Origin of the sequence: Avrilella dinanensis (genome assembly GCF_002807015.1) — a bacterium.
Lineage (GTDB): Bacteria > Bacteroidota > Bacteroidia > Flavobacteriales > Flavobacteriaceae > Flavobacterium > Flavobacterium dinanensis.
In genome coordinates this window covers 382328-404626 of record NZ_NIPO01000001.1, presented here as the reverse complement: position 1 = coordinate 404626, position 22299 = coordinate 382328, and the positions used below count along the sequence as shown (strand labels likewise).

The 22299-nt window shown below is 37.0% G+C and carries 15 protein-coding genes and 3 pseudogenes; 2 read left to right on the top strand and 16 right to left on the bottom strand.

Features of this window, described 5'->3' with window-relative positions; translation table 11 throughout:
* Positions 1 to 23 precede the first annotated feature (23 nt).
* From CDL10_RS01905 to CDL10_RS01885, 5 genes and pseudogenes are all read right to left on the bottom strand, one after another.
* Positions 24 to 296: pseudogene (locus CDL10_RS01905) on the bottom strand (translation elongation factor Ts); the annotation flags it as partial.
* A gap of 299 nt (positions 297 to 595) precedes the next feature.
* A complete protein-coding gene (locus CDL10_RS01900; RefSeq protein WP_100676966.1) occupies positions 596 to 1024 on the bottom strand; it encodes a DUF1801 domain-containing protein in 429 nt (142 codons plus the stop codon).
* Positions 1025 to 1103: 79 nt separating this feature from the next.
* Positions 1104 to 1517, bottom strand: coding sequence for a DUF6157 family protein (locus CDL10_RS01895; protein WP_243389275.1), 414 nt, complete (start codon positions 1515 to 1517; stop codon positions 1104 to 1106).
* A 9-nt stretch (positions 1518 to 1526) separates the two neighbouring features.
* On the bottom strand, positions 1527 to 3311 hold the full coding sequence (locus tag CDL10_RS01890) for a hypothetical protein (protein WP_100676964.1): 1785 nt from the start codon (positions 3309 to 3311) through the stop codon (positions 1527 to 1529).
* A gap of 11 nt (positions 3312 to 3322) precedes the next feature.
* Entirely contained in the window at positions 3323 to 4474 is a 1152-nt protein-coding gene (locus CDL10_RS01885) for an ABC transporter ATP-binding protein (RefSeq protein WP_100678603.1), read from the bottom strand.
* Between the two features lie 155 nt (positions 4475 to 4629).
* On the opposite strand from CDL10_RS01885, the gene CDL10_RS01880 reads away from it, so the two are divergent.
* Positions 4630 to 6396, top strand: coding sequence for a zinc-dependent metalloprotease (locus tag CDL10_RS01880; protein ID WP_100676963.1), 1767 nt, complete (start codon positions 4630 to 4632; stop codon positions 6394 to 6396).
* 64 nt (positions 6397 to 6460) lie between these two features.
* Here CDL10_RS01880 and CDL10_RS01875 read toward each other — a convergent pair whose 3' ends face one another.
* The 10 genes and pseudogenes from CDL10_RS01875 to CDL10_RS01835 all read right to left on the bottom strand — a co-directional run bounded on the left by CDL10_RS01875 (position 6461) and on the right by CDL10_RS01835 (position 20581).
* Positions 6461 to 8887 carry a S9 family peptidase gene (locus CDL10_RS01875; protein ID WP_243389274.1) on the bottom strand — a complete coding sequence of 809 codons (2427 nt, stop codon included), beginning with the start codon at positions 8885 to 8887 and terminating at the stop codon, positions 6461 to 6463.
* A 148-nt stretch (positions 8888 to 9035) separates the two neighbouring features.
* Positions 9036 to 9392: pseudogene (locus CDL10_RS01870) on the bottom strand (transposase); the annotation flags it as partial.
* Between the two features lie 195 nt (positions 9393 to 9587).
* A pseudogene (locus CDL10_RS11630) lies at positions 9588 to 9698 on the bottom strand (IS1/IS1595 family N-terminal zinc-binding domain-containing protein); the annotation flags it as partial.
* 170 nt (positions 9699 to 9868) lie between these two features.
* Complete coding sequence (locus CDL10_RS01865) at positions 9869 to 10246, bottom strand: hypothetical protein (RefSeq protein ID WP_100676961.1); 378 nt, start codon at positions 10244 to 10246, stop codon at positions 9869 to 9871.
* A gap of 65 nt (positions 10247 to 10311) precedes the next feature.
* On the bottom strand, positions 10312 to 11247 hold the full coding sequence (ctlX, locus tag CDL10_RS01860) for a citrulline utilization hydrolase CtlX (protein WP_100676960.1): 936 nt from the start codon (positions 11245 to 11247) through the stop codon (positions 10312 to 10314).
* Positions 11248 to 11265: 18 nt separating this feature from the next.
* Positions 11266 to 12180 carry a dimethylarginine dimethylaminohydrolase family protein gene (locus CDL10_RS01855; RefSeq protein ID WP_100676959.1) on the bottom strand — a complete coding sequence of 305 codons (915 nt, stop codon included), beginning with the start codon at positions 12178 to 12180 and terminating at the stop codon, positions 11266 to 11268.
* Between the two features lie 210 nt (positions 12181 to 12390).
* A complete protein-coding gene (locus tag CDL10_RS01850) occupies positions 12391 to 13674 on the bottom strand; it encodes a citrate synthase (protein WP_100676958.1) in 1284 nt (427 codons plus the stop codon).
* A gap of 153 nt (positions 13675 to 13827) precedes the next feature.
* Entirely contained in the window at positions 13828 to 15390 is a 1563-nt protein-coding gene (locus tag CDL10_RS01845; protein ID WP_100676957.1) for a RagB/SusD family nutrient uptake outer membrane protein, read from the bottom strand.
* A gap of 11 nt (positions 15391 to 15401) precedes the next feature.
* Positions 15402 to 18437, bottom strand: a complete 3036-nt coding sequence (locus CDL10_RS01840) for a SusC/RagA family TonB-linked outer membrane protein (protein ID WP_100676956.1) — start codon at positions 18435 to 18437, stop codon at positions 15402 to 15404.
* A gap of 110 nt (positions 18438 to 18547) precedes the next feature.
* Positions 18548 to 20581: a S8 family serine peptidase gene (locus CDL10_RS01835; protein WP_100676955.1), complete on the bottom strand. Its 2034-nt coding sequence runs from the start codon at positions 20579 to 20581 to the stop codon at positions 18548 to 18550.
* Positions 20582 to 20645: 64 nt separating this feature from the next.
* Here CDL10_RS01835 and CDL10_RS01830 point away from each other — a divergent pair, with 64 nt between their 5' ends.
* A complete protein-coding gene (locus CDL10_RS01830) occupies positions 20646 to 21245 on the top strand; it encodes a ribonuclease HII (RefSeq protein ID WP_100676954.1) in 600 nt (199 codons plus the stop codon).
* Positions 21246 to 21392: 147 nt separating this feature from the next.
* Here CDL10_RS01830 and atpG read toward each other — a convergent pair whose 3' ends face one another.
* The gene (atpG, locus tag CDL10_RS01825) at positions 21393 to 22253 is read right to left on the bottom strand and encodes an ATP synthase F1 subunit gamma (RefSeq protein ID WP_100676953.1); all 861 of its coding nucleotides are present in this window, start codon (positions 22251 to 22253) and stop codon (positions 21393 to 21395) included.
* Positions 22254 to 22299: the final 46 nt, after the last annotated feature.

Here is a 22299-nt window from a genome sequence, read left to right as displayed (position 1 = left end):
TTTATATAAAAGGAGGAACAGGTTTATCCTAAGCTAACGCGTTTAAAACCTGTGATTTCCACGTTAAATTCTTTTACGTATTCGCCTACTTTTTTGCTTTCATCTTTGATGAAGTTTTGGTCAAGCAGTGCTTTTTCCTGGTCTAAAGTAGTATTGTCGGAGATAAACCGCTGAATTTTTCCGGGAATGATTTTATCCCATATTTGCTCAGGTTTACCTTCGGCTTTCAATTCTGCTTTAGCATCTTCTTCAGCTTGTTTGATTACTTCGTCAGTNATGTTTTCTTTTCTAACGAAAAGTGAGTTTTTTTAGCCATTCTGCTTACCAAAGAATGTAAAAAAGGACGACTTTGAAGGTCGTCCTCATTCTTAGTATAAGCATTAATCTTATTGCTGGTTGGTTGCTCTCCAGCAGCGCCAACTTCCTCTTCAGATTAACTGGCGGAATATAACAACTATTTTGATAAAATCCACCAACTATTTTTCAGTACATTACCTAAAATATATTTAAGGTTGTATTTTTTGTAAACAAAAAATGTAAATTTTTCTTCTGATAAAGTAATGAAGAATTATTTCAGCTAGAAGAAGATGATTAATTATTCTCTAACCCTCGTATATGTTGCACTGATGTAATCAATCGTTTCTTTCATCAGGTCTTTAAGGATGGGTTCGTCAATGTCTGCGAGTTTTTTGATGTAGATACAAGCTTTTCCTTTTGTGAACTTTCCCAATCCTTCCAACAAGTGTTCGTGTTCTGCCAAACCGGTAAAAGCATACAATGAAATGGCTGATTTCCTTGGCGAAAACCCCAGAATCGGGGCGCTGCCTTCGTGTCCGCTTGCGTATTTGTAATGATAATTTCCGAAACCGATAATGCTTGGTCCCCACATTCGTGCTGATTCGCCTGAAATCTCCTCCATTAGCTGAATCAATGCGTAACTGTCTTTTCGTTTTTGTTCGTTTTCTACGTTTTCGATAAAATCGGTAACACTTTCGTTGGTAAAATCTGTTTTGTTTTTTGCCATAATTAAAAAATTTATTGGTCATTCGAGGTACGAGGAATCTGTGAAATGAAATAAGATACCTCTTTCGGAATAACCGTTTTTATCGTTTGTTTTTCATTGCCGGTTTTTTATTAACAGACTGATTTTGTATCAGATTCTGATATTCGTCTGATGCGGAATCAATGAGTTTTATTTTGCCTTTGTCATCAAAATAAATACCCCAGCCATAGGTTTTTGCTAAGGGCGAAGTTCTCAAACAAGGCTGACCTTTTGAAAAGAATTTTATTTTTTCATCGTTCAGTTTAGAAGCAGAAATATCATTTCTCAGACTAAAAACTGTGAATAAAACTTCGTCTGAAGTATATTTCAAAGGTTTTTTTGTCAATAAATCAAACTGATAATTGGCAATCGTTTTTTTGTCTTTTTCGGGTGGTGTTGTACCGCAATCGACCTTACAATCTTCAGCAACTGTAATCAATGTATTGAAATAATTGGTAGTATGTGTTTTCATCATTCGTATTTTTTATTCCGGCAATGCCCGCCATTTTTTTATGACTGATGTATATATTAACAGAAATATAAATCCGGTTGTTAATAAAATCCAGCTTGTGGTTGTGCTATCTAACCATTGCAGTAAAATAAAGCAATCGGAAGAATAAATTTCACGGCAAGCATCTTTTTGGTGCATACTGATAATACTCAAAATCAAAAAAACGTAAGGTACAAAACCGAGAATACTCATATTAATTAAAATCCCCCGGAACAATTTTGAACCTGATTTAGGCATAAAAATCGGTATGCTTAAGATGCTAAACCCTAATGCTAAAATGAAATATGAAGTAAAATATTCCACATTGTAGGAAGAAACGCTGAGTGAATACATCAAAGATATCAATCCCACCAATAGGCTTAAAACACCTGTGGTAATTCCCGTAAAAATAACCGTTCGCAGATTGGTTACCCTGAAACTGAAAATAAGTGCAGAAAGGATAAACGACAGCCAGAGATAAATATGAATATTTTGTGATATAAAATCATAGTTTTTCATAGAATCAATATTTACCAAAGTGTTTTTCAGTGTACCCGTTTCATAGAAATAATTGGTGTGATTGTTCTTGAAAAAATAATAAGTGCTGTTTCTCGACACGGCTTCTTCCGCAATCACAGCCTCCGAAGCATTTGCGGTAGCTGCTTCTACGACAGCTTCTGCATCGTAAGAGTTTAAATCAAAATTAAAGTTGTTGTAAATGAACTGCTTCACTTCAAAATTATCGGGGTGATAAACAATTTTGAACCAGTCGTTTGTGTTGAGATTAGTTTTGATTTTCAGCTGTTTGGATATATGTAGGAAATCATCTAAAATCTGCTTGATTTCCTCAGGATTGCTCCGGTCCAAAAGCTCGATAATCTGTTGATTGAGCTGAGCATCATTTTGCGGAAGCGGATAATAAGGATCGTTATAATAATCATACCGGTTTGAAGATGTTCCTGAGGACAACGTATAAAACGGACGTGAAAAATTATAATAAGACAATTCCGCATTTTTTACATATTCCGAAACATCAACAACCTCTTTGCGGTAGAAATAAAAACATGTGTCGTTTCTTACCTGATAACGCACAAAATCGATATTTTTCTTTTGTTCTTCTTCAGGATACAGAAATTCGTTGTACTCATTTTTCTGTGTAACTGCTTTTTGATACAACGAATAAAACTGATACACTTCGTTGCGTATCGCATAATGATTTTTGGAATAATCGATATAATCCGAGTTGGTTTCGCAATGTAAATCTTCAAAAATCTGCGGGTATTTACGTTGTGATAATTGATAGGATTGATAATCAGTGCTTAAGAAAGCATTGGCTTTGTTGATAACCGCTACATTTTTAATCATTAAATCATCGGGATATTCTTTGGTTATGAACAGTTTAAACCCAAACATATAAGAGAAATAAAAACTGACCGAACAGAAAATAATGATGAAATAACACAAAAACTGTCCAAAAAGCTGTGTACGGCTTACTGGATAAAAATTCTTAAAAGCATTGTTTTTAAACATGGCGACCAGCCAGCCTGTAATCATCAACAGCGAAATGATGATGTGCACCAAAATCATTCCCGAATTGAAATAATCGCTTGCAGTATAACCATAATGAAATGTTTGCGGATTGGTGTGCGAAAAATAACCAATCAAAAAGAACAATCCGTGAATAGGTAAACAGATGAGAAGTATCCAAACAATTTTAGTATTCCAAATGGTTGGAAACCGTTCGATAAGATATTTGTTTATTTTATTGATAAAGTTCATAAAAGTAGTTTTTAGTTTACAAAAAATCTGCGGGTAGAGGCGGAAATGTCACGAATGTAAATCATCGGGATTTTATTTTGCCCCAAAGCGAGAATTACATCAGAAAACGTGGTTTCACCAGAAAAATACAGCATATAAATTCCGCCGTTGAACGTGATTTTTTCTATTGCAAGCTCCGAAAATACATTGGTCAGTTCCTCTCGTGTGCTGTTGCTGTCCAATTCCAAAATTAGTGTTGGTTTTTCAGTTTCAGTTTCCGGTTTTGGTTCGTTGTATTTACCGTTTTTAAGGAAAATAACTTTGTCAGAGATTTTCTCCACTTCATAAAGCTGTTGCGAACTCAATATCAAAGCAATCGGATTATTGACCGAATTGGCAATGGATTTCAAATCTTCCAGAATGATTTGCTGTGCCAAAACGTCCAGATTTGCCAAAGGTTCATCAAGCAATAATATTTCGGGTTTACGCAAAAGCGTTCTTGCCAGCTCAAAACGCATTTTGTAACCGGAAGATAATTCGTTCCATTTCAAGTGTTTGTAGTTCCATAAGCCTAAACGAGCGACCATCATCAACACGCGAAGTTCGATTTCTTCCGGTTTTTCACCGTAATTGGAAAGTACAAAACGCAGGTTGTCCATCAGACTTCCGTACCATTTTTCGGTGCGTTGCGGAATATAAACGAGTTTGGTTCTCAATTCGTAATCTGTCGGATTTTTTACAGCAAATGAATAATCCAGCGTTCCCGACGAATGAGCAAGTTCTTTTGCCAGAATCCTTAATAGCGTAGTTTTTCCGTTACCATTTTCTCCGACCAAACCAAAAACTTCGCCTTTTTTCAGCGTTAGTGATACCGGACCTAAAGTGAATTTGTGGTTTCCGTAGCTTTTGGTAATTTCTGTAGCTTTCAGCACATGCTCGTTGGTATGATGTTCTTTGACCTCAATATTTCCGATTTTTTCCAGTAAAGCAATGGTTCGATGAATAAGTGTTTCTTCTTCGTTCGGGTGTTTCTCTTTCCAGTCGGTCAGTTCCACCGCTTCTCTGTAGATGTCCATATTTTGTGTGTCCATAGCACAGTCCAACAGTTTCCGGAATCCTAAAAACACGTCTTTATTTTCGAAAAAAGTGATGACTTCTTGTACACGTTGCTGGTGTCTGCTCATAATTGAGTGATATTTTTTATAAAGATAAATATAGGGAATAAAAATATAATGTTTGTGTTCCATTAAAAAAAAACATCTAAACTAAATATATATTGAATTTATTTTTTTTTAACTTATATTTGGCAAAAACAAATATTAATCAAAACTATTTTTAGATGAAAATCTCAAAACTTTTCTTTTTATTAGCCCTAATTCCAGCGGTATCTTTCGCTCAAGAACATTGGTGTGGAACTGATGAGGTACACGAAAAAATGTTATTAGAAGACGAAAACTATGCACGGTTGATTGAGCATCAAAACAAAGAATGGGCAGAATTTGCCAAAAATAATCAGAGAGCTATTACTTCTACCACCGCATCGGAAGATGAAATTTATGAAATTCCAGTAGTGTTTCACATCATTCATACTGGTCAGCCAGTTGGCGATCCGGAAAACCCGAGTGAGCAAGTAATTGTTGATTTTGTTGAAGAACTTAATCAACAATTTTCGGCAACATGGCCGGCATTTCCTGGGGAAACAGAAGGTGGAGTGAGTGTGCCTATCCAATTTAAATTGGCACAACGCGATCCTGACTGCCAACCTACAAATGGCATTAATAGGGTAGATGGGAGTGATTTGCCGGAATATTTGGAATTTGGTGTTAGGCATTCAGGTAGTCAAGGTACTCAAGACGTAATTATGAAAAATATAAGTAGATGGCCAAACACGGAATATGTAAATGTATGGGTTGTGACAGGTATTAGTGGGACAGCACCAAATGGTGGAGGTGTGGCAGGGTATGCAACTTATCCGGGGACTTCATCAGCTACTGATGGCATTGTTTTAAGATTTGACCAAATCAGTGGGGCATTTACTCATGAAGCTGGGCATTTCTTAGGATTACGACATACTTTTCAAGGAGGAACAGCTACTGAATGTCCTCAAAACAATGACTGCACCATTGATGGCGATATGGTGTGTGATACTGATCCTCATTTATTGTTGCCAGGTTGTTATACAGATACTAATAGTTGCACTGGAAACTCATCGATCCCTGTTGTTTATAATATTATGAATTATAGTTCTTGTAAGAATAGATTTACAGATGGTCAAAGAGAAAGAATGCTGTATATGTTGTTAAACGAGAGGTCTAATTTATTGTTTTCTCATGGAGCAGTTCCGGCAGAAGATGAGATAGAGCAAATTGATTCACCTATTCCTGCTGTATGTACGCCATTAGGCATAGTGCATGAGTCGAATAACTATAATATTGGAATAATTAATGTTAAGTTAGAAGATTTGAGTTTTTCTTCAGGCGGATATACAGATGAAGGAGCATATTATATAGATAATACTGTAGCGAATTGTTTGAGTACAGTGCAGCATGCTAATTTGACCACAAATGAAGTCTATGAAATTTCGATTAAAACGAGTTATAATAAGGAAAACGTAAGAGCATGGATTGATTATAATAATGATGGCTTTTTTGATAGTAATGAATTGATAATGAGTAGTAACGGAACAGAATCTTATGAAACACACACAGCAACATTTCTTGTTCCCGAAACAGCTTCAACAGTTACAATAGACACTCCTTTGCGCATGCGTATCGCTTCAGATTTCTATTCTTCAAATATCCCTGAGCCTTGCGGAATGTTAACCTACGGACAAGTGGAGGATTTTACCGTATTCGTGACAGGAACACTTAGTACGGAAGATATTGAACAATCAACGCTAAAGGTTTACCCAAATCCAACAAGTGATATATTGAACTTATCTGAAAAGGTAAATAACATTGAAATATATGCTACTGATGGAAGAAAAGTAATGTCATTTGAATCTGCAGAACAAATTAATGTAAGTAGCCTACCAGCAGGAACTTATATGATCAAAGCAATAAATTCAGCTAATAAAAAAGCTCAGGGTACTTTTATCAAGAAATAATAATGATAACAAAACGGCTGTCCAAAACATTGGACAGCCGTTTTTGGTTAAGTATAAAATCAATTTAATTCCCTTTTAAATATTTATCCAAAAATTGCTCTTGCTCCCAAAGTAAATGCAGTATGTTTTCTTTAGCAACATAGCCGTGGCTTTCTTTAGGTAAAATTACCATACGCACTGGTGCTCCCAATCCTTTTAATGCCTGGAAGTAACGTTCCGTTTGCAGAGTAAAAGTTCCCGGGTTGTTATCAGCTTCTCCGTGAACCAGTAACATAGGCTTTTTCATTTTTTCGGCATTCATGAACGGTGACATCGTGTTGTACACATCAGATGCTTCCCAGTAATTTCGTTGTTCACGTTGAAAACCGAACGGAGTTAAAGTTCTGTTGTAAGCACCGCTTCGTGCAATTCCGCAAGCAAACAAATCAGAATGAGTAAGTAGGTTTGCTGTCATAAACGCTCCATAGCTGTGACCTCCCACACCGACTTTGGTTCTGTCGATATATCCCTTTTCGTCCAAAGCATCAATGGCGGCTTCGGCGTTCCAAATCAACTGTTCAATAAAAGTATCGTTAGGTTCTGTTTCTCCTTCTCCAATAATCGGAAAAGCAGCGTCGTCCAGCACAGCATATCCTTTGGCTACCCAGTACACGAATGAACCATAATACGGAAAAGTGAATTCATTCGGGTTGGCAGTGCTTTGTCCTGCACTGTTTTTGTCTTTATATTCGGTTGGATATGCCCAGATTAGTAAAGGTAATTTTTCTTTGTTTTCCCGTTCCATATAACCTTTTGGCAGATACAATGTTCCGGATAACTCAACACCGTCTTTTCTTTGGTATTTAATGACCTCTTTGTGAACATCATTCAGGCTTTCAAAAGGGTTTTGGTTGTCGGTAACTTTGGTTAAGCTATCGTCATCGTGGGTGGCAAAAATATTTCGGAAATAATAATTAGGGTAATCAGTTTTGGATTGAATATTTACCAGAATTTTACCACTGTCAATATCAATAATCGAGCTGATATCCTCCAACTTATCCGTTAAAGTAGATTGATATATGCGGGAGGATTGGTCGGTTGTCATATCATATTCGTCAATAAACGGAAATTTGCCATTGGCAGAATATCCGTCGCCAATCAGATACATTTTATGGTTGTTGATAAGCAAAGTTTGTTGTCCGAATTCATTTCTTTCTGTCTGGAAATCTCCCGGGTCAGCATATACATCTTGGTAATTTCGGTCATTAATCACTTTCATGTTTTTGGTGGAAGGATTAAGCAGGTATGTTCTGATGTTTCTCGTGTCATACCATTGGTCATATACAATGGCTGTCTGGTTATTCCCAAAAATAATTCCACCATAACGTTGTGAGGTTTTTGCCAGACTTTCCGGATTTTTATTGAACGGAGCGTCCCATGAAAATAATTCGTCCCGGAATTCTACTTCGTTGGCTTGGTCGCCTTCGTCCAATGCTTGTACATAAAATAGTGAAGAAGGGTTGTCTGAACGCCACCTGAGGCTTCTTTTCCCTTGCCGGACAGACATGAATCCTTTAGGCATCACTTCGTTTAACGGAAGTTCATTAACTACTTTTACACGATCGCCGTTTGCGGTATAAACAGTGGTTTTCATCGGAAAACGCTGAAAAGGAACGATATAAGAAAACGGTTTTTGTAAAGTAGTAATCATCAGGTATTTTCCGTCAGGTGAAAATGATTCCGAAATAAACATATCAGCCGATTTAAACAATTTTTTGTTTCCGCTGAGGTCGATTCGGTATAAATCAGTTGTGATGAGTTTTTCAAAATTCTCTTCATCTATTTTGTCTTTCAGCAAATCCTGATAAGTCCTGTTTTGAGATTCGACACCACCTTCAGACGCTGAAACAATCGGTCCCTCCGGGATAGCATTTGTTTTGTCTGTCAAATCATCGTAGCGATGGCGTTGCGTTTTCACGAGTAATTGCTGACTGTCTTTGAACCAGGTTATAGGATTTCCTGTGTTGGCATTCAGTTCAGCTTGGGTTAATTGATGTGCCAGGGCATTGTCTAAATCAATATACCACAATTCATTACCTTGATTGGTATTGTTGATGAAGGCTATTTTTTTCTCATCGGGTGACCATGTAAGATAAGTGATTTTTGCCGATTGGGGTAGGTTTTTTATCTCTGTTTCCGTTTGAGTAAGCAGATTTTTGACTTTGATTTTGGTATAAAAAGTCATCGTACTCGAAATAGATGTTTTCGGATTAATCCGAAGTCCGCCCAAACGCATTTCTTCCTGATTGAGGTCGTCTAGTGTTTTATAAGTATTTCGGTAAACCAAAATAGCTTGGTCTTTGGTGCTGTTCATCGAAATAGCAGGAGCCATTTCAAAATCAGCCAAAGTTAATATTTCTTCAGAAGGTTTTTGATAAGTAATGTTTTCCTGTGCATACATAGACATCGAGAATGTAATTAAAGCAGTAAATGATAGGATTTTTTTAAGCATATCCGTAGGATTTAAAAATAATATTTCTCAAAAATAGCTATAATTTTTGATTTTTGGATAAATAAATATGGAGCAGAGTTCAAGGTTAAGAATTGTTAATTGTTTTTTTGAACAAAACAAATGAATTAATTTAACCCGTTGGGTGTAATTAAATTGTTTGATTTTTAATATTATTAATTGGTCTGTCAAATATGAATTTATTGATATATTGAATCAATGTTAATGCTGTTATTTTTGCTAAAATTCTTGTTTTAAAACCTTCAAAAGTCTTAGCATAATTGTTTCTAATTTTGAATTGGTCACACAATTGTGAAAATAATGTTTCAATTCTTTTTCTTGATTTTCTAAATATATAAGGTTGTGGTTTATAGCCTTTTTGATTAGCTCTTTTAGGTGTTTCCAATTTAATATTGACAGTTTGAAATAAATCTAGTTGAATACTATGCGACAAGTAACCTCTGTCTCCAATTATCACACAATCAGACATTTGTTGTTTTATATTTTTTGGTAATGTACTGAAAAATAGTTGGTGGATTTTATCAAAATAGTTGTTATATTCCGCCAGTTAATCTGAAGAGGAAGTTGGCGCTGCTGGAGAGCAACCAACCAGCAATAAGATTAATGCTTATACTAAGAATGAGGACGACCTTCAAAGTCGTCCTTTTTTACATTCTTTGGTAAGCAGAATGGCTAAAAAAACTCACTTTTCGTTAGAAAAGAAAACANTAGTAAACAATAAACCACAATTTTTACACTTAAACCGTTGTTTATTATTCTGCTTTCCCCAGCCAATTACATCTAAACTTTTACAAGACCAACATCGCTTTTTTTGCCATTTTTAAGACAAAGAAAAAGTTTTATGAAACACGTTTCATAAAACTTTTACCCAGCCCTTTATTCATAAGACTTACAAAGGTTTTTACCAACTATTTTTCAGTATTATGCCAAAAAAATCCACTTCGTTTGAAGTGGATTTTTTGCTTATTCTTTGTTCCCGGACCAAGTACCCATTGGTCCCCAGCCACTAGACCAGTTTCCTGAAACGGTGGTTGCTGTCATTGTTCCGGTCAATTGCCCTGCTACATCATAATATTCTGCACTTACTTCGCCGTTTGCAGAAACCTGTCCTTCCAAATCGAAAGGAGCGAACGCAGTATTAGACTCCAACACCCCGGTGGCTACACCGTTTTCATCGATAGTAACTCTCCAGATACCTTCGTCATCACCAGAAAAAGTTCCACTCCAATTCCCTTGAAACTGTGCATACGGATTTACCGTTGTGTTATCATCAGAATCACAGGAAACAAACGAAAGAAATCCTGCGATTAGGAAGACCGTAATGAATGTTTGCTTTAACATAATTATATCTCTTGTTTATTAGTATAGACGTATAAAGATATAAAAAGGTTGGAAGTCCACCAAAATTATTTTCTCGGCAGGAATACTTCGGCAAGCATACATCTTGCACTGCCTCCGCCACAAGCTTCGATAATATCTAACGAACTGTGAACGATTCGAGCGTGTTTTTCCAGTGTTTTTATCTGATTTGGTGTAAGAATATTATAGGCCTGTGTACTCATAATCAGTAATTTTTCACCTTTATCATCGGTCAGTTCCAACATATTTCCGGCAAAATTATTAACCTGCTCTTCGGTTATTTCTATAATTTCTTTTCCGTCTTCTTTAAGCTGTTTTACCACGTTTTTCCGCTCGTTTTTGTCGTCTATCGAATCAAGGCAAATTACAGCAAAAGTTTCTCCCAGACACATCATCACATTGGTGTGATAAATCAGCTTGCGTTCGCCGTTTACTGTCTGGTAAGATTCAAAAATAACAGGTAGCATCTCGTTGTCTTCACAAAATTGAATAACAAGCTCTTCTTCGGCACGGGGCGACAAGGCACAATAAACTTTCTTATTTGCTCTGTCGAGAATCATACTGCCCGTTCCCTCCAGAAACATATTTTCTTCTTCTGCAGACGTATAATCCATTACATTTTCGATAACAAAGTCTTGTTCTTCGAGTATGTCCAAGACGTCCTCACGACGTTCCAAGCGACGGTTTTCGGCAAACATCGGGTACAAAACCACATCGCCGTTTTCGTGAAACGAAATCCAGTTGTTCGGAAAAATGCTATCGGGCGTGTCCGGCTCTTTGGTATCCTGCACAACGACAACATTTACCCCATTTTGTTTTAAAACATCTGCAAAATGGTCAAATTCTTCCTGAGCTTTAGCATTAACCGTTTCGGGTGTCAGTGCGTCCAACACTTTTTGATAGTAGTTATTCACTGCGGTTTGTTCGTTCATACGAAAAGCAATCGGACGAATCATTAATACGGTGTTAGTGATTTGTTTCATGTGGATAAGTTAGCAAAATTAATATCTAATCAACGGAAGTGTTGAACATCTCAACAGTCCTTCCTGTTTAGAAATTTCAGCATACGGGATTTCTTCTACGGTAAATCCGTTATCGCGTAACCAGTTGTTTAGTCTGGTAAAATTACGTTCGGAAACAACTACATCTGGTGCGATAGAGAAAATATTGGAATTCATGTGATACATTTCTTCACGGTCGATATGAAAGAGATTTTCCATACCGAAAAGATTAACGAGGTATTCGTAATCTCTCTCATCTCTGAAACCCGGCTTGTGGATAATCGCCTTGTTTGTACCGATCGGCTGAAAGCAACAATCCAGGTGCAAGGCGTTGTCTCTGGGTTCTGTTCTGGATTTGGTCAGGTCAAATTCCTTCACGATTTTGTTCGGAAAAAGATTTTTGATGTATTCCACGCCAGCCATATTGGTGCGGGCGGTTAAATATTCTTTGTAATCACTGCCTTTATACGTTCCGATAAAAATATATTCATTATAAAGCATTACATCCCCACCCTCGATATGTACTTCCTCGGGCGGGCGTACGACTTTTTTCGGGTCTATCTGGTCGATAACATATTGGATAGCGTCCAATTCTCTTTCCCGGTCTGGTAATATATTTGCCTTGACAAAAATATCATCAATTACAAAACCGATATCACGGCTGAAAATCTGGTTATAGTCTTCGATAATTTCCGGACGATAGACTTTTACATCATATTTCTTAAAAACCTCATTAAAAGCCTCCATCTCGGCAACCATATCTTTCTCGACAGGATATGTTCCTGCCAGGATATGTTCCAATGATTTCGGGTCATAGGCTTCCTCGGCAGTCGGCGTAGGACCGTTGCTTTGTGCAGTTCCCAACACCACTGCTCTTAATCTTGAAGTTTCGTTTTTTACGTTTAATGACATCATAATCAAAACTTTATTAAGAGCCTGTTTAAAATTTATCTAATAATTTATTTATGCTTCTTTTTGGCTATAACTGCGTTAAATTTTAAAACGACAGCTCTGCTATCCTTTTAAAATTTGCCTTGTTCTATCTCAAAAATAATCTATAAACATTTTTACAATACAAATTTAAACAGACCCTAAAAAAGCCGGAAAAAACCGGCTTTTTATCTATTATCTTTCATTCATCGGTTTATAAGAGCGTTCTGTTTCTCCTACATATACCTGACGTGGACGGCCGATTGGCTCTTTGTTCACACGCATTTCTTTCCATTGTGCTACCCAGCCCGGCAATCTTCCGATAGCAAACATCACGGTAAACATTTCGGTCGGGATTCCTAAAGCTCTGTATATAATTCCGGAATAGAAATCTACGTTTGGATACAAGTTTCTTGCTACGAAATAGTCATCTTCCAAAGCTTTTTTCTCTAATTGTTTAGCAATATCCAGAATTGGGTCATCAACGCCTAATTCTGCCAATACTTCATCGGCTGCTTTCTTAATGATTTTAGCCCGTGGGTCAAAGTTTTTATATACTCTGTGTCCAAAGCCCATCAATCGGAATGGGTCATTTTTATCTTTGGCTTTTGCGATATATTTTTCTACATCTCCGCCATCATTTTGTATTTCTTCCAACATTTCGAGAACAGCTTGATTAGCACCTCCGTGCAAAGGTCCCCACAAGGCAGAAACTCCTGAAGAAATAGAGGCAAATAATCCGGCATGAGCAGATCCAACCATTCTTACTGTGGACGTAGAACAGTTCTGCTCGTGGTCGGCGTGTAAGATGAACAATTTATCTAACGCATTACGAACTATCGGACTTACTTTATATTCGCCTGTCGGTAATTCAAACATTAATCTGATGAAATTCTCTACATACGATTTGGAATTGTCGTAGTAATTCATCGGATAACCTTTGATTTTACGGTATGTCCAAGTAGCAATAACCAAGAATTTAGCCATTATCTTACATACTGCCTCGTACAAATCATTTTCGTCTTCAACATTTACTCTTCTTGGGTTAAAAGCGGTCAAGGCACAAGTGAGTGAAGACAGAACTCCCATTGGGTGGGCATGTTTAGGAAACCCGTCTATGATGGTTTTCATCTCTTCGTGCACCAGACTATGTTTCTGAATAGTACGCTCGAATTTCTCTAACTCGGCTTTTGTTGGCAGTTCTCCGAAGACCACTAAATAAGCGACTTCCAAAAAAGAAGAATGTTCTGCAAGCTCCTCAATGCTGTAGCCTCTGTATCGTAAAATTCCTTTTTCCCCGTCCAGGAAAGTGATTGCACTTTCACAAGAACCGGTATTTTTGTATCCCGGGTCGATAGTAATTAATCCTGATTGGGCTCTTAGTTTTGCAATATCAATAGCAACTTCATTCTCTGTACCTCTTACTAATGGTAATTCTATTTTTTTTCCGTCTATTTCTATCGTAGCTGTTTTTGACATATATTTAATTTTTTGCTGAATGCGAATTTAATGATTTTCTTTGGTTTAAGAAAATTTATTCTGTAAAAAGATAACAACCGGTTAATACTTAACTATTAGCTAACAAAAAAAGCCTCCCGAATGGGAGGCTTTTTGGTTGTTATAAATCTAATACTAGTAACCAGGATTTTGTTGTTCTCTGATTACAGGGTTAGATTGTGTTTCAGATCTAGGAATTGGAAGAGTTAACTTGTATTCATCACTAGACGGAATCTCACAAACATTATACTCCTCACAATCTTTAGAATCTCTAGTAAAGAAAGAAGTCAGCCCCGCTTTACGTCCTAATCGTTTAACATCTAAGTATCTGTGACCTTCAAAAGCAAACTCAACTTGCCTTTCCTCTAAAATAGCCTTCCAAGCAGATTGTACATTTGTAATTGTCGGCAATACAACAGCAGAAAGATTAACAGACCTTGCTTCACGGATTTCTGTAATGATATCTTCAACCCCCTGAACATTGCCTTGCATTGCATATGCTTCTGCTTTTGCCAATAATATGTCTGCGTATCTCATCACCATAATATCATTTTGCAAAGGATCTTGATCATTACCTGTATATTTTCCTATATAAAGTAAATCTCTTGTTTTAAAAGTCTGATATGGTAAACTCGCATAATTTGGCTGTGGATCAGAATGTGAGCTAACATTTACGGCGTATCGCAAATCACTTGCTGAACCTAAAGCATCTAACCTATTAAACAACGTTCTCCCTATTTCCATATTAGCATACCCATCAACGGTAACATTTGTTGAACTTTCATACCAAGCAGCTGCTACACGATTTCCATCTCCGTATGTTCGATTTAATCTAAAAATTATTTCAGGATTCCCAATCAAATCTGATTTTGGTGTATTTCCATCGTACATCACCAAGTATTGAACGTTAGTAGCCAAAGATTTTCCGGTAATTTCATCTGCATAATGGAGTAATTCAACAGGTCTTTCAATCATTGCATATAATTTAACCAATACTGCACGAGCTAAATTCTGGCTAACATATGCATTATCCGTAACTCCTCTGAAAGTATCCATACCATTACCGATAGTTGTTAATGCCTCTTCAGCGTCTTCTTCAATAAATTCAACAATCTCCCCTACAGTAGCTCTTGCTTCGTGTCTGTTATAATCATCAGTATGATAAAAATTAAATTTAATGATTGATAAACCACTCATATCGGTATAGTCGGGAGTATAATAAGAAAACAATTTCAGATTGGAGTACGCTCTAATCGTCAGCAATCTTGCCCGATTTAAATCATATGCAGCCGATTCGGCTGAGTCTGTCGTTTCTGCTTTCAACTCATCTATTCGATGTAATAGCCTGTTTACTCTATTTATTACATTATAATAGCGAGACCATGCCGAAGAAGCAAAATCATTACCCGGATCCATAAAAAATCTCCATGAACCATCGTTAATTCCTTGCCCTCCGTTATCTACTCCAATACCTAATTCATCTGTAAAATAAGAAACAAATTCTATTTCTCCTTCTATAGACAAACTTGCGTGTAGTCCTAATATCCCTCTTTCGATGTCGGTATTATTTCTGAACACTTTTGTATCATCGGTTGAGTTATCATAACCCGGCTGCTCCACGTTGTGTGCATCTTCACAAGACGTAGTTGCGGTTATTAACGCAAGCCCTGATAATATTGCTATAAATTTATTTTTCATAATTTAATATTTTAAAATTGAACTTCAACTCCGAAAGAAACTGTTTTTGGGGTAGGATATTGTGCCATATCAACTCCTCTGTTACTTTCAGCATCCCATCCTTTCCACTTAGACCAAGTCATTAAGTTTTCTGCCTGAGCATAAACTCTCAATCCGGTTAGTCCGATAAACTCTAAACTCTTAGGGGCAAAACTATGTCCTAAAGTTAGATATCTTAATCTTACATAAGAGGCATCTCTTAAATAAAAACTACTTCCTGAAAAATAATCAAGGTTTGAAGCACTTGCTGACGGAATAGAAGCTACATCTCCTGGTTGTGTCCAAATGTCTTTTGCATCATTCGATTGATTAATAGATCCATTAAATCCTGGGAATGTCAAAAAGAAATAATCGTTGTCATATCTATATACATCTTGTGCATAAGTGAAGTTTGCCTGTAAGAACCATCCTTTGTGTTCAAAATCAAAACCAAAACTTCCTACATATTTAGGCATATATGATTTTCCCGTCAATCTTAAATCTTCATCTCGAGGAGCGGCCGTTTCATTCCCGTCTTTGTCTAAAAACAAAGCCTCTCCTGTACTAGGGTCAACTCTTGTAAACTCATGCATATAGAATTGCCCCAACATGTCTCCTTCTTGCATCGCAGTTAAACCAGAACCATCCCAAAAGAATCCACCTTCGTGAGGAATATCCAATATTGAGTTTTTATTGTATGCTCCATTAAAGTTTAATGTCAACCTTGTGTTTTCATTTCTAATCACATCGCCGGCAACAATAACCTCGATTCCTTCGTTACGAATAGCCCCGTAATTACTCATCAAACCTGTTGTTCCGTTAATTGCTGATAGAGGTACGTTCTGATACAAATCATCTGTTTGTTTTCTATACACATCAACACTACCTCTCAGTCTGTTTTCAAACACACCAAAATCTAATCCGATATTTGTTGTAGTAATAGATTCCCACTGTAGAGCTCTATTTGGTAATTGAGCAAGCACCAAGCTAGTATGATTATTATACCCAGAAGCTGAGCCGTAAACAGTTTCATACAAATAGGCTCCTCCAAAAATTCCTCCTCCGGTAATATCCTGGTTACCTGCTGTACCGTATGAAGCCCTCAATTTTAAATCATTAAAAACAGACCCAGACATAAAGTCTTCGTTAGAGATATTCCATCTACCAGATACAGACCAGAAAGTACCCCATTTATAATCATCTACAAATCGGAAAGACGCATCTCTACGAACAGTAGCTTCTAAACCATATCTTGAATCATAATCATAAGACGCAATACCAAAATAGGAGAACAATCCTGCATTAGCTACTGACATACCAGCTACAGGCACGTAGAAGTCATTATCTTCATTATCAGGTATAGATCCTGAATCTCCATCTCTTCTATCAAAGAAATACGGATCATACCCTTCTTTTGAGTAATATGAGTTTTTAAAATGTCCTTTCAAATATTCAACATAACCCGCAATCGACAAGCTACTTTTATCAGACAAATCTTTTTGCCAAGTTAAATTTGTCGTTGAATTAATCAACAATCTTCTTTCCTCTACACCAGCCGTTGAGCCTCTGTATATTTGTTCTGCAGGTGTCCCTGAGTTTGAAATGTATGATGATGGATCATTGAAAGAAAACTGACTAATAGTCTGATAATCAACCCCTATTCTAGAGCCAACATTAAATCCTGAGCCTAAATCATAATTGATATTTGCACCGGTAACCAATTTGAATTCGTCTTGAATTCTACCATAGTTTTTCATTCTGTCCATTAGCATAAAAGGAGACATAAGTACGTTCATTCTACCATTTGGTGAAACATTATCTCTTATATCTTCCCAATTTTCTCCATCCCACTGTTCCGGGCTAAAGAAAGGGAATGCAATGAATGAACCAAAGAAAAAGTTATCTGCAAATGTTGCACTTCCAGAAACAGGTTGTATGTCCGATTTAGAGTAGTTAGCACTTACCGTAGTACCAAACGTAAGTCTCCCGTTATCATTTTTCCCGTTCAAATTATTTACAAAAGAGAATCTTTTTAACCCCGTGTTTTTCAAGGCTCCTTCGTAGTCTGCATAGCCTACTGATGTATAAGTCGATAAATTTTTAGCTCCTGCAGTGAAAGACAAGGTATGGTCTTGCGAAATAGCATCTCTAAAGAATACATCTTGCCAATTTGTATCATAATTTGTTCCTCCTAAACCAAGCATTTGCCTCGTATAACCTGTGTATGCCAAAGCCTCCTCAGCATTCATCATGTTGTAATCATTCTTTTGCAAAGAACTTACTCCAGTAGTACCTACATATTTAATTTGTAATGCAGAATCAAAAGATCCTTTCTTCGTATTGATAACAATCACACCATTCGCCCCTCTATTACCATAAATAGCAGTAGCACCAGCATCTTTCAAAACTGTTACACTCTCAAAGTCATTTGGGTTCAAACTTCTAAATCTATCTGAAGAAACAGGAATACCATCAATAACATATAGTGGTTCAACAGCTCCATTAATAGACCCTAACCCTCTTAATATTACAGATGTATCATTACTTCCTGGCTGCCCTGAACCAGTAGAGATACTCAATCCCGGTATTTGCCCTTGTAATCTTTGAAGAATAGACGCATTTGGTCGCCCTTCAATCGTTTTGGCAGAAACCGTAGTTGACGCTGTACTTGATTTTTCTTTGGCTACATTTCTATAACCTTCTATTACCAGCTCCTCTAAAGCCTCATCAACAGACTCCACCATAACCACATTTAACATATCTGACTGTCCTACGGTCATATACATATCTGCAAAACCTGTAAATTTAAACACCAATCGCTGACCAGGTCTGGCATTGATTGAGTATTTACCATCCATATCGGTCTCAGTTCCATACTGAGTACCCTCTAACAAAACTGAAACTCCCGGTATAGGATCTCCAAAATCCGCATCAGTTACCGTACCTGTTACAGTTTTCTCCTGTGCAGACACGAGCTGCACAGCCAACACCATAAACAGTGTAAAAATCCAAGTAAACTTTGATTTCATATTAATTAATTTGAATTAGTTAAAACAAAATTAACATTATTTTTATACAAAGCAAACTTTTTGCTGTGTTAAAATTTATGCACAACAAAAAGTTTGCTCTCAAAACAACATTATCTCTTAATAATTTTATTTATTGACATTTGGTTATCTATATGAATTTTAACCATATACACTCCTGAAACCATATCTGACAAATCTATTTGATAAACATCTAATTGATTATATAAATTTATTTCTTTTACTGTTCTTCCGGAAATATCAAGTAGCTGAACACTAGCTCCATTCAAAGAAACCTGAATTGATTCGATATTTAAAATATCATTCACTGGATTAGGATAAACATTTAACCCTTCTATCTTATCATATTTGTTTGTACTCACAGGAGCACCCATACCAGACATTATCAAACTAAACTCTTGACTTCCACCAGTTAGATTTCCTTTGTGAGAAATAACAACCTTATAATTATTACCACCATCCACCATTCCAAGTTCCACTTTTTCGATGTTATCAACATCATTGTCTCCTTTTTCTGCTATGCCACTACCTGTCGTACTCCAATTAGAATCATACACTAATTTCCATGGCATATATTCTTCGCCAGTATCTTCATTGATAACTCTTAAATCCAAGTCGTTTACCAAAGATTTGATAGGCAAATCAGACCCACTATTTATCGCCGTACCCGGAACATCCACCCAAGCAATTGTTACTGTCAGAGGAGAATCAGAATCTTCTGCTCTTACAAAAGGAAGCTCAAAAACACCTCCATTATCAAGTATATACTCTCCAACCAAGCTATAACCTTCTCCATTCTGACCAATAACTTTCGCCCCTTCTTCAGCATTCAACAATCCCCATCCAAACATATAATCAGGTCCATTTGCAGGACCTGCCTCCAATGCTGTGTGTGCCATCAATGCTCTTACTGTAGAGGACCTCATCCATGTTCCCGGGTTCAACTGGTTATAATATTGTTGCCACAAACCAAAAACCCCTGCTGCCGATGGTGCAGCCATTGACGTACCGCTTTCTGTATTTGTATTAGCAGGACCTCCGGGCCAAGCAGATTTAACATTGTGTCCTTTGGTTGTAATATCTGGTTTTATTCTGAAATCATCTGTTGGACCCCAACTACTAAAGCTTGATAATTGCACATTACTTGGAGAGGCGTAATTTTCAATTCCATGCGCAGAAGCAACTACTACTGTATTTTTTGAAACACCTGCTTGAGTCAACAGATCCCTTCCTCCTTTAGAAGGAAATTTACTTGATAAACTAGGCACAGACACATATTCTCTATCATTTCCTGCCGCAAACACAATCGTATACAAGGGAGCCTCGTAAGCAATTTCATCATACTCTTTCGCATCGGTTCCATATCTTCCGAAGATTCCAATTCCATATGGATTACCATCAATAGCATCTAGTCCATAAGAATGGTTTGAAACCAACAACCCTTGAGTAGCCTGTGTTGGCATTTCAGAAACATCAAATCGCCAGTTATTTGCCCAAATATCTGCTTCTGGCATAAATCCTTTTATATCCGGAATATTGTTGTTAGCCGCTAATGTTCCAGCCACGTGAGTTGCATGAGACACACCTCGTCCTGCAGTCGGGGTAACCTCTTGACCATCATCTTTTGTGATTACTCTACCTAAAAAACTTACATGGGTTGCCACTGGAATTCCTCCATCCCATATTCCAATCTTCATTCCTTGCCCTTCAATACCCAATTCATGAAGATATTTAGCTTTAACTGTCGCTAAAGAGCTAGCCGTTGTTACATTGTTAAATACCTTATTATTACTGAATGTTCTATAATAAACCAGCCCACCATCTTCTGTGATTTTTTCTAGACTATACACATAACCTTCTTCTTCATTATAGCCAGAAATAGGCTTCCCTAATTGTTTGGCTCTCTCAACTGCTTTTTTATAATTAGCCTCTCGCTCTGCTCGGAATTGTTTTGACATAGATTCTAACTCACGAACATTCGAATTTTGAATTATATAATCCAAATCCTTCCCTTGCTGAGCATAAGAAACTCCCGAAACACTTAGCCCGAGAGCCAATGCCACAAAGAGCATTTTTGATATTTTACACTTCATTTTATTTGATTGTTTTTTATTAGTAACCTCCAAATTTAATGTTTTTTTTAGGAAATCAAAGTATTCGGTAGTAATTTTAGCATTTTAATTGACGTAAATGCTTAATTTCAAACATACTAATTTCTCCGTTGAAGCCGGTACAGATGAGGCTGGAAGGGGGTGTTTGGCTGGTCCGGTTACTGCGGCAGCTATTATTACTTCTGAAAATTTACATTCGGAATTGCTCAACGATTCCAAGCAAACATCTTTGAAGGTGCGGAATTTTCTCCGGAAATGGATTGAAGAAAATGAAAATGCATATGCCATTGCTCATATCTGGCCGGAGGAAATCGACCAAATTAATATACTGAATGCTTCCATCAAAGCGATGCACCATGCATTGGATAAACTATCACTTACTCCTGATTTTATTATCGTGGACGGAAATCGGTTCAAGTCTTATAAAAATATTCCTCACGAAACGATTATTAAAGGCGACGGAAAATATTTGAGTATTGCTGCGGCGTCTATTCTGGCGAAAACCTATCGCGATGAAATTATGTTGCAACTTCATGAAGAATATCCGATGTATCACTGGGATAAAAACAAAGGTTACCCCACCAAAGAACACCGTGATGCGATAATCAAATATGGTGCTTGTAAATATCACCGGAAATCATTCCGGTTGATTCCGGAACAATTGAAATTAGATTTATAAAAATCATTAAAATCTAATTCAGTTAGCTGTATTTTAATAATCGAGCTCAGGTTGCTCAGTAAATATTTTGAAGAGCTTGTTCGTACAAAAAAAACCGTATCATTTTCATGATACGGTCGAGTTTTATTTTTTTTCTATTAACCGGAATTATCCGTTCAATGCTTCTGCACCACCAACAATTTCTAAAATCTCGTTGGTAATTGCTGCCTGACGGGCTTTGTTATAGGTTAATTTCAATTGATTTTGCAAGTCTTTTGCATTATCGGTTGCTTTGTGCATCGCTGTCATTCTTGCTCCGTGCTCGGCAGCATTAGAGTCCAAAACTGCTTTGAACAACTGCGTTTTTAAAGAACTCGGAATCAAATTGTTGATGATTTCCTCTTTCGACGGTTCGAAGATATAATCAGCAACTGCATTGGCATTTCCTCCGCTTATTGGTTCCAATGGTAAAAACTGTTCAGTCATTACCACCTGCGAAGCTGCATTTTTAAACTGATTGTAAACAATTTCAATCTTGTCATACTTTTCATCTGCAAACGCATCCATCAGTACTTGAGCAACAACAGAAACATTTTCAAAAGTTAACGCATCAAAAAGTTGACTTTCGTTAGCAAATACTTTTTCTGTCTTGCTTAGCATATCGTGTGCTTTCTTTCCGATAGTCAGAACTTCAACATTTTTATCTGCATAAAACTGTGCACGTTCCTTGGCTTTTTTCAACACATTGGAATTAAATGCCCCGCACAAACCCCTGTTGGAAGTAACCACAACCAACAACACTTTGTTGATTGGTCTTTGCTCTGCATACACATTGCTTACGTTTTCCTCGAGCGTTGCACTGATATTCTGAATCAATTCAGTCAGTTTTTCGGCATAAGGCCGCATCGCCGTAATCGCATCTTGTGCTTTTTTGAGCTTTGCCGCCGAAACCATCTTCATGGCAGAAGTTATCTGCATAGTTGATGATACCGAGCTGATTCTGTTACGTATTTCTTTTAAGTTTGCCATTTCATTTCAAGTGATTAGTCCTTAATCGCCTAGCCCTTAGTCTGCT